Source organism: Janthinobacterium amylolyticum, from assembly GCF_051380655.1.
Lineage (GTDB): Bacteria > Pseudomonadota > Gammaproteobacteria > Burkholderiales > Burkholderiaceae_D > Janthinobacterium.
In genome coordinates, this window is record NZ_JBNYXL010000001.1 from 161,055 (window position 1) to 175,014 (window position 13,960).

Below are 13,960 nucleotides of genomic sequence, written 5' to 3' on the forward strand. Positions count from 1 at the left end.
AGGCTTTCTTCAAGGAGGCATATGCACAATACCTGTCATCGCGTGGGCCATGGCCCCCACGCTGTCATCGTCCTGCACGGCTGGTTCGGCGACGCGCAGGCATTTTCGCCGATGGAAACGGGTCTCGATGGCAGCGCCTTCAGCTATCTCTTCATGGATTGCCGCGGCTATGGCGGCATGCGCGGCGTGGCGGGAGACTATTCGATGGACGAGATCGCCGCCGATGCGCTGGCGCTGGCCGATGCCTTGGGCCTGGCCACCTTCAGCGTGGTGGGCCACTCCATGGGCGGCATGGCGCTGGAACGGCTGGCCTTGCTGGCGCCATGGCGCGTGCGCAAGCTGGTTGCCGTGGCGCCCGTGCCCAGCTGCGGCGTGGCAATGGATGCAGCGGCGCAGCAACTGTTTCTCAACGCCAGCGGCGGTCTGGCGGCGCGGCGCGCCATCATCGACCGCAGCACGGGCGGGCGCTTGCCCGCCGCCTGGCTGGACTGGAAGGCGCAATACTCATGGGAAAGTTCGGATCAGGCCGCGTTTGCCGGCTATTTCCTGGCGTGGAGCGAAACGGATTTCAGCGGCGAAGTACAGCGGGCGGCGTCACGGCTGCCCTTGCTGGCGCTGGTGGGGGAGCATGACCCGCGTTTCGATGCGGCCCTGATGCGCCGCACGTATCTGGCGTGGTACCCGCAAGCCAGGCTGGAGGTGCTGGCCAATGCGGGACATTACCCGATGAATGAAACGCCGCTGGCCCTGGCAGCCAGCGTCGAGGCGTTCCTGTCGGCGTAAGGGGTTTATGCCGCCTTGGCGCGCAGACGCAGCAGGCTCAGGCCCAGCAGCACGAAGGCGCCGCCGGATATGCGGTTGAACAGCTTGGCGCGGCCTGGCGTGGCCAACTGGGTTTTCAGCAGGCGCGCCAGGTTGGCATAGAACAGGTGCGCCAGCATGGCGCAGGCGACAAACGAGGCCGTCAGCACGGCGAACTGAATGCCGACCGGCTCGCCTGGCGTGATGAATTGCGGGAACAGGGCCGAAAAGAACAGGATCGCCTTTGGATTGGTCAGCGCCACCGTCAAGCCCTGGCGAAACAGTTTCCAGAACGAATTCGGATTTGCCGCGCCTGGCGCTACGGGCGCGTCGGCCACGATGCTGGTCTTGCTGCGCCATTGCTTGATGCCCAGGTACACCAGGTACAGGGCGCCAGCCAGTTTCAGCAGCATGAAGGCCGTGGCCGACGTGGCCAGCACGACGCCCATGCCGGCCATGGCCACGCCGGAAATGATGAACAGGCCGAAACCATTGCCCATGCTGCTGATCATCGCGCGGCGCGGGCCGACGGCGATGGAGTTCGAGATGGCCAGCAAGACGGCCGGGCCGGGAGAAAACGTGACGAGCAGGGCGACGCTGCAGAAAAGCAGCCAGTTCGAGAGATGCATGGGTGTTCCTGGATGGGGCCGGAGCCGGATTGAGAGTCAAAACACCCGTATTGTACGAAGTTTTCGGCTCCCGCGCCGGCCGCTTTGGCCCGCATCAGATAGCCTGTCAGGCAAACAGGCTGGCCACCACATGGTTGATGGCCGCGCCACCGGCGATCAGCCAGCAGAACAGCAGGCCAGCGAGCAGCAGGGGCTTGATGCCGGCGCGGCGGATGGCCGACATGTGCGTCGTCAAGCCGAGCGCCGCCATGGCCATGGCCAGCAAGGCCGTGTCGATATCGGTGATGGCGGCGACCACGCCGCCCGACAGCAGGCCCAGCGAATTGAAGGCAACCACGGCGATGAAGATGAAGGCAAACCAGGGAATCGCCAGCCTGGCCGCTTTTTCCTTGCCGCCGGGCCTGGCCTTGCCGCGCGCCAGCACTGCCGACAGGATGACGAGGAAGGGCGCCAGCATCATCACGCGCACCATCTTGGCGATCACGGCCGCATTCGCTGTTTCCTGTCCGATCGACTTGCCGGCCGCCACCACTTGCGCCACCTCGTGCACGGTCGAGCCGATGTACACGCCAAAGGCGGATGGCGTTACCGCCAGCACATGCCAGCCCAGGTTCAGCTGGTACAGCAACGGGTACAAAAAGATGGCGATGGTGCCGAATACCACGACGGTCGACACGGCCACGGTAACGTCCTCGCTGCGGCCCTTGACGACAGGTTCGGTGGCCATCACGGCGGCCGCGCCGCAGATCGAGCTGCCCGCGCCGATCAGGATGGCGCTATTGCGCTCCAGCTTGAAGACCTTGACGCCGAGGAACATGGCCAGGCCAAACGTGGACGCCAGCACCAGCGCATCGATGGTGATGCCTGCCAGCCCGACCTGGCCGATGTCCTGGAAGGTCAGGCGAAAGCCGTACAGGATGATGCCTAAGCGTAATAAGGTCTGCTTGGAAAACGCCACACCGGCGCCGCAGGCGGGCGCCAGGCGGCCATACACGCTGTTGCCGAGCACGATGCCGAGGATGATGGCCAGGGTCAGGGCGCTCATGCCGTGGCTTTGCATCCATTCCAGCTTGCCCAGTTGAATGGCGCCATAGGCGATCACGCCGCTCAGCAGCAGGCCCGGCAGCAAACGGCCGTAGCGGTCGCTGACACTGTTTGAATTTGTTGTTGATAGGGATGACATGCCGTACTCCGTGTTCTTGTTGCGTATGGCATGACTGTACAGTTCGCCGATTAAATGGTAAAACGGATTGTTTTTGTATCTTTAACCTGAAAAATAGGTAGATAGCATGTCGCTAACGTTACGCCAGCTGCAAATCTTTCTCGCCGTGGCGGATACGGGCAGCACCAGCGCGGCCGCCGAGCACATTGCCCTGTCGCAATCGGCCACCAGCGCGGCCCTGAATGAACTGGAAACCCTGCTGGGCGCGCAGCTGTTCGACCGGGTGGGCAAGCGCCTGGTGCTCAACGACAATGGCCGCTTGCTGCTGCCGCAGGCGCGGCAGATGCGCGACGCGGCCGCCAGCATCGAGCGCCAGTTCGCGGGCGCCGACCCGTCCGTGCCCGTCAGCCTGCAGATCGGCGCCAGCACGACCATCGGCATTTACCTGCTGCCGCAGATCCTGGCGCAGGCGGCGCAGCAAACCGGGCGCAGCATCCCGCAAGTGACCATTGCCAACACGGCCGACATCGCCGCTGCCGTGGCCGAGTTCAAGGTCGATATCGGCCTGATCGAGGGGCCGTGCCACGAGGCGGGCTTGCTGGTGGAGCCGTGGCTGAAGGACCAGATGCTGATCGTGGCCGCGCCCTCGCACCCGCTGGCGCAGCTGCGCCATTTGCTCAGTTTTGTCGAGCTGAACCAGGCGGGCTGGCTGCTGCGCGAGGCGGGCTCGGGCACGCGGGAAGCCGTGGAGCAGGCGCTGGTGCCATATTTGCACTACCTGCGCGCCGCTGGCGAGTTCAGTAATTCGGAAGCCATCAAGTATGGCGCGGCGGCCGGCCTGGGCATCGCCTGCCTGTCGCGCGTCGTGGTGGCCGATTTATTGGCCAGCGGCCAGCTGGTGGAGCTGGACACCATGCTGCCGCCATTGACGCGCAACTTTTATCTGATACGCCAGTCTAAAAAAATACTCTCGCCCCGGTTGACGGGATTTTTGGAACTGTGCAGGCATGCGTCGCGCATGGCGGGGTAGCTCTGGTGGCTTGCCGGCTTCACTTCGGCCGGGGCGACTGTAGTTGCGCGTCGGGTGGCGCCAGCTTGCCGGCGCGCAGGCGCTTGACGGCTTGCGCCACGGCGCGTGCCACGTTGCGCACTTCTTCCTGCATGGCCGTGTCGCGGTCCAGCGTCTCATGGCTTTGCGCGTAGCTGTCGTAATAGCCGATGTAGCGGTCCAACCGCGACTTGGCGCCTGCGTCGACCAGGCCCATCCAGTCCAGCCAGTCGGATAAGCCCCGCCGCACGCCTTCGATGCCGGCCACGTCGCCATGCACGACGAGGCCATAGGCGCGTCCCGCCAGGTGTTTCGGATAATCCCAGCCCTGCAACTCCAGCGCTTTCGCTTCCACGGCCTTCTTGCCGTGCGTGGACGTGGGGTCGGGATTGCCGCCATCGGCGCAGACGAGGCGGTCTATCATCAGCTTGAGCACGCTGGGCGTCTGGTACCAGTACACGGGCGTGAGGATGATGACGGCGTGCGCGGCAGTCCAGCGTTCATAGATGTCCGCCATCCAGTCGCTGGTCTGGCGCTCGCCATGGTTGGGGTAGCAGCTGCATGGCCAGTGGCACAAAGGCATGGCCGTCGAGACACAGCCCTTGCACGGGTGGATGTGCAAATCATACGAGGACGTCAGCAGGCTCAGGTCCAGCACGTCCGCTTCGATGTTGTCGGCCTGCAGCACTTCCTTGCACCATTGCGTCATGCGCCAGGTCTTCGAGATTTCGCCTGGGCAGGAACCGTCATTGCGCGCCGCGCCGCAGACCAATAGCACGCGCGAGCGCGTGGCGGGGTCTTGCTGGCGCGCCTCGGCGGCCAGCAGGCGGTCGCGCGTGGCTTTCCATTCCACCGATAAATCGTAGTCGGGGTCGGCAAAACCGGGCCCGGCCTTTTGCGTGACGGGCGCCTTGCGCCCATCCTGGTAATTCTTCCACGCCACTTCTTCCACCTGCACCAGGGCGCCGCGCACGGCATCGAACGTGGGGTCGGCAAACGAGCGGATGAATTGCAAATGGAATTCGACCCGGCCCAGCGGCGCGGGCGCCTGTCCCTCGCGCGGCGCTGGAACGGCGGCCTGCCTGGCGGCTGGCGTGGTGTCGGGGGGAGTGGCGAACATGGCTTCTCCTTGATCGGATATCGCATGTTGCGCGATACCGGCTTGCCGGTCTGTGCGTTGAGCAACGATGCGGCCCTGGTGAACAGCGTCGCTTGCTATATTTCCAGTTATGGAATAAATTCCCATATATGGAAAATGCAGATGAGAATCATACCGAGCAGCGCCTGGCGCAGCGCCTGAAACAATTGCGCGTGGAGCAGGGCTGGTCGCTGGACCAGCTGGCGAAGGCAAGCGACGTCAGCCGCGCTACCCTGTCGCGTCTGGAAAATGGCGAGGTCAGCCCGACGACCGCCGTGCTGGGCAAGCTGTGCGCCGCCTATGGCCTGGCCATGTCCAGACTGATGCGCATGGTGGAAGACGATTTTCCTGCCGTGCTGCGGCGTGCCCAGCAAAGCGTATGGAGCGATCCCGAGCTTGGCTTTCGCCGCCGCTCCATCTCGCCGCCGGCACGCGCGCTGGCCGGCGAAGCGCTCGAATGCGAGCTGGACGCAGGCGTGACGATACGCTATGTGGCTTCGCCCCGTCCCGGCATGGAACACCATCTGCTACTGCAAAAGGGCAAGTTGCGCGTGACCGTCGACGGCGCCGTCCACGATTTGCTGGCCGGCGACTGCCTGCGCTACCAGTTGCAGGGCGCCAGCGCGTTTGTCACGCCGTCTGACAGCGGCGCCCGCTATTTTCTGTTCATCGTCTGAGGCCGCCATGCAAGCATCGCTCCATCTGTTCACCGCCACCGATATTCGCGCCCGCCTGCCGGCACTGGGCGCCTTGCTGCAAGCGTGCGTGCACGACGGCGCCAGCATCGGTTTTATCCTGCCCTTCGACGTGGCGGCGAGCCAGGCATTCTGGATGGACAATGTCTTGCCCGCCATCGCGCGCGGCGTGCGCCTGCTGCTGGTCGCCGAAGTCGACGGCAAGGTGGCGGGCGCCGTGCAGCTGGACTGGGACACCAATCCCAACCAGATGCACCGGGCCGAAGTGCGCAAGCTGCTGGTCGACCCCGCGTTTCGCCGGCGCGGCATCGCCCGCCTGCTGATGCAGGCGCTGGAGGCGCAGGCGCGCGCCTTGCCGCGCAGCCTGCTGACGCTCGACACGCGCAGCAGCGACCATGCGGAACCGCTGTATGTGTCGCTCGGCTACGTGGTCTCGGGCAGCATACCCGCCTACGCGCTGGCACCAGCCGGTGACAGGCTGGACGCCACCACCATCATGTACAAACAGCTGTAGCGGGGAGGCGCGGGCCAGCGCTTGCACCCATCCTCGCACGCTGCGCGCTGGCGGCATAGCGGCACAGCGGCAGTGCGACGCAGTCACGCGCAGCCGTGTCGCGGGCCGTCGCGGAGCCGATGGCGCGCATGCTTGCCGCTGCGCTGGCGTTGCCGCAGCGCTGGCTGGCTGGCTGGCGGCGCATATCGTCATGCGCCTGGACAGCCGCGCATCAGGCTGTCCGATCGGTGTTTACGCCTTCAGCCGCGCCCTGGCGGCAGGCGGGCGTGCCGGGCGCACAGGCGCTGTATTGTCTTGCACGGCGACCAGGCTGACGCCGCGCAACGCTGGCGCCGGCAGGGCCTCATTGCCCAGCTTGAAGACAGCTACCGTATCCGACAACTGATGGGCACGCTCGCGCATGGCCGCTGCCGCCGTCGAGGCTTGCTCCACCAGCGCCGTATTTTCCTGCGTCACATGCTCCATCTGCACGATGGCCGCATTGACTTGCTCGATGCCGGACAATTGCTCGCCGCTGGCCGTGCTGATCTCGCCCATGATGTCCGTCACGCGATGCACGCTGGCAACGATATCGCGCATGGTGGCACCTGCCGTATCGACCAGGCGCGCGCCCGCATCGACGCGCTCGACGGAATCGCCGATCAGCTGCTTGATTTCTTTGGCGGCGCCGGCGGAGCGTTGCGCCAGGGTACGCACTTCGGCGGCCACGACGGCAAAGCCCCGTCCTTGCTCGCCCGCGCGCGCCGCTTCCACGGCTGCATTCAGGGCCAGGATATTCGTCTGGAAGGCGATGGCGTCGATGACTGCGATAATATCGACGATCTTTTTGGAAGACGCATTGATCGAGGTCATGGTCTCCACGACTTGCGCCACCACGCTGCCGCCTTTGCCAGCCACGTCGGCAGCCGATTGCGCCAGCTGGTTGGCTTGGCGCGCATTGTCCGCATTTTGCTTGACGGTACCCGTCAGCTCTTCCATCGAGGCGGCCGTCTGCTCCAGCGAACTGGCTTGCGCCTGCGTGCGCTGCGACAGGTCCAGATTGCCGGCGGCGATTTCGCCCGAAGCAGCGGCCATGTGCGAGGTGCCGCCGCGCACGTCGCCCACGATATGGATCAAGCTGGCATTCATGTCCTTCAAGGCTTGCAGCAGCTGGCCCACCTCATCGCTGGAGTCGACGCGGATATGTTCGCTCAAGTCACCGCCAGCCACCTTGCGCGCCACCTTGACGGCGTGGCGCAGGGGCCGCACGATGCCGCTGCTGATGAACCAGGCCGTAGCCAGGCTCAGCAGGCCGCCGACCACGCCCAGTGCAATCACCAGCACGCTGGTATGTTGCGCCCGCTGGATCGCCGCGTCGGCCGCCGCGCGCATCTGCGCCGATTGCTCGGCGATCTGCCGGTCGATGCCGGCAAGGGCTTGAGGGCTGCCGGCCTGCGCTTGCGTGGCGTTGCGCAAGCCATGCAATTGCTCGATGCGCGCATAGCGCTGATTCACGCTGGCATCGATTTCGCTGCTCACGCTGGACAGCTGCTGCGTGCTGATGAGCACTACCACCGCCAGCAGGAACGAGGTGAGCAAAAAGCCTGTCATCAGGCGTACACCGATGCGTATGTTTGAAATATTCATGTCCCCTCAGCTGTTGTCCCATGGTGGCCGCCAGCCTTGCACACGGCTGATCGCGGCGCTGCATCCCCTGAAGTTGCTGGGGTGAAATGAGTGTAGCAGCGCGGTACTAAGTAATCTATAAATATTTCCATATTGGAATTTGTTGCTGCTTATTAAGCAACAGAGGGCGAAATAATGTCGGAAAAAATCACGGCTGATAATCAGGACTTTTCCTACTTGATGACTCGGGATTGTCCGACTAGCCATTTCGCCGCCCCCGCCTACACTCCAGTCCTGGCCTGCGGCGAGCCGGCTGGCGGTGTGAGGCGACGGATTTTATTCATGACCAAGGAGGCCGAGATGGCAAATATACAATCGGGTACGGAAGGCACGGTACGTGCGGAACTGGCGGCGATGCGCTTGAATGCGCTGGACTGGATCGCGATGGTCCTGCTGATCGTGGGCGGCTTGAACTGGGGACTGGTGGGGCTGTTCGATATCGACGTGGTGGCGCGCCTGCTGGGTGTCATGACGACGGCATCGCGCACCGTGTATGTGCTGGTGGGACTGGCTGCCATCTATACGATCTACCTGTGCGTGCGCAAGCTGCCCGCCAAGCCCTAGGAGAAGCGCATGCCTGTCGGTGCCAACCCCAAGCGCGAACGCGAATTCAGGAAGCTGGAAAAGGAGTTCAAGCAGGAAGGACGCTACCGGGGCCGCGAGGAAGAGGTCGCGGCGCGCATCGTGAACAAGCAAAGGGCGCAAGCGGGTGAAACCCAGGCGGCGCAGGACGGCGGCGGGGCTCCCAAGGCGCCGCGCCGCGCCGCCGCGCGCGGCGTGCCCATCGATGGCTACCAGCACCTGACGGTGGTGCAGATCCGCGACAAGCTCGATGGCCTGTCCGCCGCCCAGTTGGAGCAGGTACGGGCATATGAGGCGGCGCACAAGAAGCGCAAGGGCGTGCTGGCGGCGCTGGACGGGTAAGGACACAAGGGGGGGGATGCAGTGGTGGGGCCAGCGGTGGGCAAGCCGGTCAAGTCCGGTCAAGCCGGGTGAGTTGGGCTGGCCGGTGAGTTGGGCGGGCCAGCCGTAAGCGGCCAGTTGGGACCGATAGCTGGCTTGCGGCTTATCTGCTGGCTTGCCGCTTGCGTGCGGCGTGTTGCCGGACCTGCCGCATTTCTTGTCGCGTTACTATGCCATGCAGCATGCGAGGCGATGCTCAGCGAATGGCCGTGATTGCCTTATTGCGTGCGCAGATAGGCCAGCAAATCAGCCACTTGCTGCGTGTTGCCGATGCCCCAGAAGCGCATATTGTTGCCGGGAATGAAATCGCTGGGGGCTTTGAGGAAGGCGGCCAGGTTTTGTTCGGTCCACACGATATTCGCGTTTTTCATGGCAGTCGAGTACCGGTAGTCGCTCGTGGTGCCCGCCTTGCGGCCGATCACGCCCGTTAGCTTGGGTCCGAAGCCGGCCCGCGCCGATGGGCCCACCTGGTGGCAGGAGGCGCACTTGTAAAACGCTGCCTTGCCCGCTACCGCATTGCCTTTCAGGGAGGAAGCAGCCGCGCCAGCCACTGGCGCTGCAGCGGCTTGCACGCTGCCGCTTTGAGCCAGCAGCATGGCGCAAGCAGCAATGGCGCAAGAAGAGCGGAAATTGGACATGAAAGTCATAGGCGAGGCAATACTGCAATGCGTGGCTGGGAATGGCACATTTTACAGCTTGGTGTCAAAAACTGCGCGCCAGCACGGATGGTGAAGACCTGCCTGACGGCATACACGACAGTCAAACATGCAGACCTGCTGATGGCAGGCGCCACTAGCTGCGCTGATGCAGCCTTGCCTCGCTGCTCGACATGTACCCATGCACGACTGCCAATGCCGCTAATGCCGAACCTGCATGACCGAAACGAACCTACTAATCTTCCAACTTTCCAACTTTCCAACCTTCCAACCTTCCAACCTTCCAACCTTCCAACCTTCCAACCTTCCAACCTTCCAACCTTCCAACCTTCCAGGCGCTCGCCTTTAACGCTTGCCGCCTTGCGCCCCCAGCGCCGCCATGGCCGAGGCGAACACGATACAGCCGATGGCCAGCCACTGGGTCAGGCTCAGCATTTCCCCCAGCACGGCCATGGCGGCCAGCGCGCTGACGGCGGGCGCCGCGCTGCTGAACATGCCGAACACCCCTTGTGGCAAGCGGCGCAGGGCGAAGATTTCCAATGAATACGGCAGGGCACTGGACAGCATGGCAATCGCCAGGCCCAGCAGCGCAATCGATGGTGCCAGCAGGGCAGTGCCCGAATACACCACGCCGATGGGCACGGTCACCAGCGCCGCCACCGTCATGCCCCAGGCAACGGCCTGGCCGCCCTGCAAGCTGGACGCGCGCTTGCCGAAAATGATATACAGCGCCCAGCACAGTGCGGCACCGAGCGCGTATGCCACACCGACCGGGTCCAGGCTGCCCGGGCTGCCTTGCAAGGGCAGCAGCAAATACAGGCCAAACACGGCGCAGGCCACGGCCAGCAAGTCGCGCGGCCGGCGCGACGACAGCATGGCCACGGCCAGCGGCCCCGTCACCTCGATGGCCACCGCGATGCCGATCGGTATCAGCGCAAATGCGCGGTAAATCAGCAAGTTCATCAGTCCCAGCACGGAACCATAGACCAGCAGGTTCAGCACATCCTTGCGCGTCAGGCTGAAACGCCAGGGGCGGAAGATCGCCAGCAGGATCAAGGCGGAGAACCCCACGCGGTACGCCGTGATGCCCTCGACGCCAATGACGGGAAACAGATTTTTTGCGATTGCCGCCCCCAGGTTGACGGAAATCTGCCCTCCCAGTACGGCCAGGGAAGGGAGCAGGATGCTGTCGGGGAGGGGGGAGGTCGAGGCAGGGGAGGTCATGGGGCGCTATTTTAATATGCCTGAGGCAGGCAGTCGCTGGCAGATTGGAAACGCCGACGCAATTCGGAGACTTTGCCCCATCCCGACGGCGATGGCCGCTGGGTTGTTAACCTGACGCGCAATCTGCGGTGCCGGATTTCAGCGGCAGCAGCGTGGGATCGTATAAGCCGGCCATGAGAAGCAGACATTCCGGTGCGCAGCTTAAAATCAGGAAGTAGATGTCGCATCTCCGTGGCATATTATCTGGCGTTGCATTTCTTTCATATATATTTATTTTCTGTCACGCATTTTGAATATGACTTTCTCTTTCCGCAGGCGATCAGACAATGCCATTGACCATGCCGGCCTTGTTTTTATTAACCGTACAGAAGGGGATTGTGCGAAAATAAAAATGAATAAAATCATAAATTACTTCAATTGCATCCGCCTTGTTGCGAAATTTTCATTTTATTAATTCTTTAGTAATTATTTTTTTTCGTAATGGCTGGCGAGCATCGTCAGTTCATCGATTTTTTCTTAAATATGATAATCAAAATGATTTTATGATACTTCCTCAAGGTAAGCCGGCAGTGATGCTGTCGCTTTCCTGATGCAACCGCGAGGTAATTATTTATTCATAAACCTTGTTGTAAAAAATAAAAAAAATAATAAACCCGTGCTGCCGACATGGGTGGCCAAGGACTTCAGCGCGGCCACGGCGGCAAGATACGCCATGGGTCGCTACGCCACCAACAGCATCAGCAATCACGACCTGCTGTATGTGCTGAGCTCGAAGATCATCGGCCGCGACATGCGCCAGCTGTTCTGGATGTATGGCATCGCCTTGAGCAGCGACGCGCAAAACTCCGTCGCCGACCTGGGCCTGCCGCTGGCGCCGCGCAGCTTTTATGCGCTGCCGGCCGGCAAGCATAACCAGCTGGCAACCGGCAAGTGGGTCGACCTGGAAAGCGCCACGCCCGCCTGGCCGTTCTGATCATTGCACCACGCTGGCTCTGCCGCGCTACGTGGAGGAGCGGCGGGCTGCTACACTCGCGCAGGGGCCGCTCAGGTCCCTGCAGACAATGTTAATGAGGAGCAGTAGCGCATGGGTATTTTCAGTATCGGCGGCACCAATTTTGCGGTGGATGCGACGAAGTCGCGCATCGGGCTCGATGCGCTGGGCAACGGCATGCTGGAGGTTAACATCGATATTCATGGCGATGACGATCTGTTCATGCGCCGGCTGGAGGCGGAAGAGGAGGAGGGAGAGGAAGAGGGAGAATGGTCGTGGGCACTCTATCCACCCGTGTTTTTCCTGCACGGCCTGCGCGTGCCGGAAGGCCTGCCGGGAGCGGCCGTCACCGGGCCGCTTGGCAAGCACCTCGATGCCGCTGAATCCGGCATCTACATGATGGAGCACGGCGACCTGTCGCTGGTTGATATCGAGGAGCTGTCGGCACGGCGCCTGGCCGTGTCGGGCATGGTTGAGCTGTATGGCAAGCGGCTGCCTTTTCGTATTTCATATTGATAAGCGCCGCAGCGGGCGGAGCGCTTGACGGGCATGCGGGGACGGATCTGCCGGGTCCGTCCCCGTTTCTGCCGCCTTACTCCAGCTGCAAGGCCCTGGCCACGTCCGACCACGCCACGTACTTGAAGTTCTGCGGTCCATCGGGCAAGCGCTTGTAGCCGTCCTGTATCACCAGCATGCCTTGCGCATACGCGCCGCCCAGGTTGGCGGAGGTCACGTCCAGGCCATCCGTTTCCGAGGTGCCGTCGATGCCGCCTGCCAAGTTAAACCCCACCTTGAAGCGGCCGCGCACCTTGTACGGCGCTTGCGCGTCAAGCACCACGTAGCTGCTGTCGCCCTGGCTGGAGACGATCAGGTAGCCGGTGTTGGCCTTGGCGCCTGGCTGGCGGTAGATGGCCATGCCTTCCACGTCGGCTGCCAGGTGCTGGCCGACCGGCAAGACCATGGACAGGGCGTCCGGCCTGGCGGCGTCGGCGGACGTCGTCCAGACGCCGCGCGTTTCCTCGCCCAGGAACAATCTGCCGTTGGCATCGTCGGCCACGCAGCCTTCCGGTTGCGAGGCAACCTTGAAGCTGCGCAAGAGGGTGGCGCTGAACTTGTTGCCTTCCAGGCCGATGCTGTATTGCTGGAAAGTGCCGTCCTTGTCGTTGATGAACGCTTGCACGCCGCCGCTGGCCGGCTGATACAGGCACATGCCGTAGATGCTTTTCAGGCCCGTAGGAAAACGGCCCGCTTCGGCCACCACGCCATCGGCATTGATGGTAAACAGCATCATGCTGTTGTCATCGCGCTGGGTGGCCACGGCCAGGTCGGCCTTGCGGCCATTGAATGCGATATTCTGGCGCACGTCCACATTGTTCAAACGGCCCACTTCCAGCAGCTGGGTTTGCTTGCCTTGCAAGTCGTAGACCAATAAGCCCTGTTTCTTGTTGGTGCCCAGGATGCGCGCGTCGGCAGGGTTGCCGGACAACCAGATGGCCGGATCGTCGGCCGCGTCGCCCTGGCGCGCCATCGGTGCCGTCTGGGCCTGCGGCGCGATGATGGCGACAGGAGGCTGCGTTTCCGCCTTGCCGTGCCACTTTAACGGCCGCGTCTGCCAACCGCTTTTGCCACGCAACATCAATGAATTGCCATCGAGCGCCAGCTGGCTGTCGCCCTTGCGCACATTCAAGGCGACAGCCTGCGGTGGCAGGGCCGTCCACTGGCTGCCCTGATGCGTGTACAGGTGCAGCTTTTCCGCCTTGCCATCGAGCACGGCCACGCCACCGGGCAGCACGGCCAGGGCCCCGGCGCCGCCGTCCAGCTGGCCATAGGGCTTGCGCAGGGCCACTACTTCGCGCTTGCCCATGCCTTCGGCATCGGCGTCATACGCCCACACGCCCATGTTGGACTCGCTGACCAGCAGGCGCCGGGCGCCATCGTCGGCCCGGCAATGCTTGGCATGCGGCGGCAAGGCCAGCTTGCGCACCAGCTGGCGCTGCTCGCCGTGCATGACCCATTGTTCCGCTTGCCCATCCTTGCCGATCAAAAACAGATGATCGAGCTGCTGGGCGTCGCGGTACAAGCACGACGCTTCCACGGAAAATGTAGGCACGGGGAACGGCGCCAGCTTGAGCAGCTTGCCGGCCTGCACATCGACGGTCACGGGCAGCGGACGCTGGGTGTCGGCCTCCAGGAAGACGGCCAGCAGCGTGCCGCCCGCGACGCGGGTGTCAAGCTGCTTGGCGCGCACGGCGATGCGGTCCTGCTCCTGGCCGCTGGCGTTGAACAGGCGCAAGCCGTGTTTGTCCAGTGTCAGCCAGCCGCCGCCGGGCAGGCGCGCCAGTTCTTCCGCCTCCTGCGTGAAGGCAGGCGCGGCGGTGGAAGCAGCCGGGGCGGCGAGCGCCACGCTGCTGAAGGAAAATGCGGCCAGCAAGGCGCTGCAGAGTACGGTTTTTTTCATAGTATTGACAATCATC

At 63.2% G+C, this 13,960-nt stretch carries 15 protein-coding genes; 8 read left to right on the plus strand and 7 right to left on the minus strand.

Going from position 1 to position 13,960, the window contains the following annotated elements:
• The first annotated feature begins 21 nt into the window (after window positions 1-21).
• Window positions 22-783, plus strand: coding sequence for an alpha/beta fold hydrolase (locus tag ACQ4WR_RS00755; RefSeq protein WP_436484643.1), 762 nt, complete (start codon window positions 22-24; stop codon window positions 781-783).
• Window positions 784-788: 5 nt separating this feature from the next.
• Here ACQ4WR_RS00755 and ACQ4WR_RS00760 read toward each other — a convergent pair whose 3' ends face one another.
• Both ACQ4WR_RS00760 and ACQ4WR_RS00765 read right to left on the minus strand, forming a co-directional pair.
• Window positions 789-1,430 carry a LysE family translocator gene (locus tag ACQ4WR_RS00760; protein ID WP_102295604.1) on the minus strand — a complete coding sequence of 214 codons (642 nt, stop codon included), beginning with the start codon at window positions 1,428-1,430 and terminating at the stop codon, window positions 789-791.
• A 106-nt stretch (window positions 1,431-1,536) separates the two neighbouring features.
• Complete coding sequence (locus ACQ4WR_RS00765) at window positions 1,537-2,613, minus strand: YeiH family protein (protein WP_436484645.1); 1,077 nt, start codon at window positions 2,611-2,613, stop codon at window positions 1,537-1,539.
• 106 nt (window positions 2,614-2,719) lie between these two features.
• Here ACQ4WR_RS00765 and ACQ4WR_RS00770 point away from each other — a divergent pair, with 106 nt between their 5' ends.
• Window positions 2,720-3,622: a LysR family transcriptional regulator gene (locus tag ACQ4WR_RS00770; RefSeq protein WP_436484647.1), complete on the plus strand. Its 903-nt coding sequence runs from the start codon at window positions 2,720-2,722 to the stop codon at window positions 3,620-3,622.
• Window positions 3,623-3,641: 19 nt separating this feature from the next.
• Here ACQ4WR_RS00770 and ACQ4WR_RS00775 read toward each other — a convergent pair whose 3' ends face one another.
• The gene (locus tag ACQ4WR_RS00775; RefSeq protein WP_436484649.1) at window positions 3,642-4,760 is read right to left on the minus strand and encodes a flavodoxin family protein; all 1,119 of its coding nucleotides are present in this window, start codon (window positions 4,758-4,760) and stop codon (window positions 3,642-3,644) included.
• A 128-nt stretch (window positions 4,761-4,888) separates the two neighbouring features.
• On the opposite strand from ACQ4WR_RS00775, the gene ACQ4WR_RS00780 reads away from it, so the two are divergent.
• Together ACQ4WR_RS00780 and ACQ4WR_RS00785 are read left to right on the plus strand one after the other, a co-directional pair.
• Window positions 4,889-5,455 (plus strand): helix-turn-helix domain-containing protein, encoded by a 567-nt coding sequence (locus tag ACQ4WR_RS00780; protein ID WP_436484651.1) that lies wholly within the window; start codon window positions 4,889-4,891, stop codon window positions 5,453-5,455.
• 7 nt (window positions 5,456-5,462) lie between these two features.
• A complete protein-coding gene (locus ACQ4WR_RS00785; RefSeq protein ID WP_436484653.1) occupies window positions 5,463-5,987 on the plus strand; it encodes a GNAT family N-acetyltransferase in 525 nt (174 codons plus the stop codon).
• 231 nt (window positions 5,988-6,218) lie between these two features.
• On the opposite strand, the gene ACQ4WR_RS00790 is transcribed toward ACQ4WR_RS00785, so the two are convergent.
• A complete protein-coding gene (locus tag ACQ4WR_RS00790; protein ID WP_436484655.1) occupies window positions 6,219-7,613 on the minus strand; it encodes a methyl-accepting chemotaxis protein in 1,395 nt (464 codons plus the stop codon).
• A gap of 339 nt (window positions 7,614-7,952) precedes the next feature.
• On the opposite strand from ACQ4WR_RS00790, the gene ACQ4WR_RS00795 reads away from it, so the two are divergent.
• Together ACQ4WR_RS00795 and ACQ4WR_RS00800 are read left to right on the plus strand one after the other, a co-directional pair.
• Window positions 7,953-8,216 carry a DUF378 domain-containing protein gene (locus tag ACQ4WR_RS00795; protein WP_219726835.1) on the plus strand — a complete coding sequence of 88 codons (264 nt, stop codon included), beginning with the start codon at window positions 7,953-7,955 and terminating at the stop codon, window positions 8,214-8,216.
• Window positions 8,217-8,225: 9 nt separating this feature from the next.
• Window positions 8,226-8,576 carry a hypothetical protein gene (locus ACQ4WR_RS00800; protein ID WP_436484657.1) on the plus strand — a complete coding sequence of 117 codons (351 nt, stop codon included), beginning with the start codon at window positions 8,226-8,228 and terminating at the stop codon, window positions 8,574-8,576.
• Window positions 8,577-8,833: 257 nt separating this feature from the next.
• Here ACQ4WR_RS00800 and ACQ4WR_RS00805 read toward each other — a convergent pair whose 3' ends face one another.
• Both ACQ4WR_RS00805 and ACQ4WR_RS00810 read right to left on the minus strand, forming a co-directional pair.
• Window positions 8,834-9,253: a c-type cytochrome gene (locus ACQ4WR_RS00805; RefSeq protein ID WP_436484659.1), complete on the minus strand. Its 420-nt coding sequence runs from the start codon at window positions 9,251-9,253 to the stop codon at window positions 8,834-8,836.
• A gap of 363 nt (window positions 9,254-9,616) precedes the next feature.
• Window positions 9,617-10,495 (minus strand): EamA family transporter, encoded by an 879-nt coding sequence (locus tag ACQ4WR_RS00810; protein WP_436484661.1) that lies wholly within the window; start codon window positions 10,493-10,495, stop codon window positions 9,617-9,619.
• Window positions 10,496-11,150: 655 nt separating this feature from the next.
• Here ACQ4WR_RS00810 and ACQ4WR_RS00815 point away from each other — a divergent pair.
• Complete coding sequence (locus ACQ4WR_RS00815; RefSeq protein ID WP_436484662.1) at window positions 11,151-11,468, plus strand: hypothetical protein; 318 nt, start codon at window positions 11,151-11,153, stop codon at window positions 11,466-11,468.
• Between the two features lie 111 nt (window positions 11,469-11,579).
• Window positions 11,580-12,002 (plus strand): hypothetical protein, encoded by a 423-nt coding sequence (locus ACQ4WR_RS00820; protein ID WP_436484664.1) that lies wholly within the window; start codon window positions 11,580-11,582, stop codon window positions 12,000-12,002.
• Between the two features lie 76 nt (window positions 12,003-12,078).
• Here the strand turns inward: ACQ4WR_RS00820 and ACQ4WR_RS00825 are convergent, their stop codons facing one another.
• Window positions 12,079-13,944 (minus strand): phytase, encoded by a 1,866-nt coding sequence (locus ACQ4WR_RS00825; protein ID WP_436484666.1) that lies wholly within the window; start codon window positions 13,942-13,944, stop codon window positions 12,079-12,081.
• Window positions 13,945-13,960 lie beyond the last annotated feature (16 nt).

Excerpts from the sequence above, each read along its gene's own strand:
- ACQ4WR_RS00755 (WP_436484643.1), top strand. The coding sequence starts at position 22 with ATGCACAATACCTGTCATCGCGTGGGCCATGGCCCCCACGCTGTCATC.
- ACQ4WR_RS00760 (WP_102295604.1), bottom strand. The coding sequence starts at position 1,430 with ATGCATCTCTCGAACTGGCTGCTTTTCTGCAGCGTCGCCCTGCTCGTC.
- ACQ4WR_RS00765 (WP_436484645.1), bottom strand. The coding sequence starts at position 2,613 with ATGTCATCCCTATCAACAACAAATTCAAACAGTGTCAGCGACCGCTAC.
- ACQ4WR_RS00770 (WP_436484647.1), top strand. The coding sequence starts at position 2,720 with ATGTCGCTAACGTTACGCCAGCTGCAAATCTTTCTCGCCGTGGCGGAT.
- ACQ4WR_RS00775 (WP_436484649.1), bottom strand. The coding sequence starts at position 4,760 with ATGTTCGCCACTCCCCCCGACACCACGCCAGCCGCCAGGCAGGCCGCC.
- ACQ4WR_RS00780 (WP_436484651.1), top strand. The coding sequence starts at position 4,889 with ATGGAAAATGCAGATGAGAATCATACCGAGCAGCGCCTGGCGCAGCGC.
- ACQ4WR_RS00785 (WP_436484653.1), top strand. The coding sequence starts at position 5,463 with ATGCAAGCATCGCTCCATCTGTTCACCGCCACCGATATTCGCGCCCGC.
- ACQ4WR_RS00790 (WP_436484655.1), bottom strand. The coding sequence starts at position 7,613 with ATGAATATTTCAAACATACGCATCGGTGTACGCCTGATGACAGGCTTT.
- ACQ4WR_RS00795 (WP_219726835.1), top strand. The coding sequence starts at position 7,953 with ATGGCAAATATACAATCGGGTACGGAAGGCACGGTACGTGCGGAACTG.
- ACQ4WR_RS00800 (WP_436484657.1), top strand. The coding sequence starts at position 8,226 with ATGCCTGTCGGTGCCAACCCCAAGCGCGAACGCGAATTCAGGAAGCTG.
- ACQ4WR_RS00805 (WP_436484659.1), bottom strand. The coding sequence starts at position 9,253 with ATGTCCAATTTCCGCTCTTCTTGCGCCATTGCTGCTTGCGCCATGCTG.
- ACQ4WR_RS00810 (WP_436484661.1), bottom strand. The coding sequence starts at position 10,495 with ATGACCTCCCCTGCCTCGACCTCCCCCCTCCCCGACAGCATCCTGCTC.
- ACQ4WR_RS00820 (WP_436484664.1), top strand. The coding sequence starts at position 11,580 with ATGGGTATTTTCAGTATCGGCGGCACCAATTTTGCGGTGGATGCGACG.
- ACQ4WR_RS00825 (WP_436484666.1), bottom strand. The coding sequence starts at position 13,944 with ATGAAAAAAACCGTACTCTGCAGCGCCTTGCTGGCCGCATTTTCCTTC.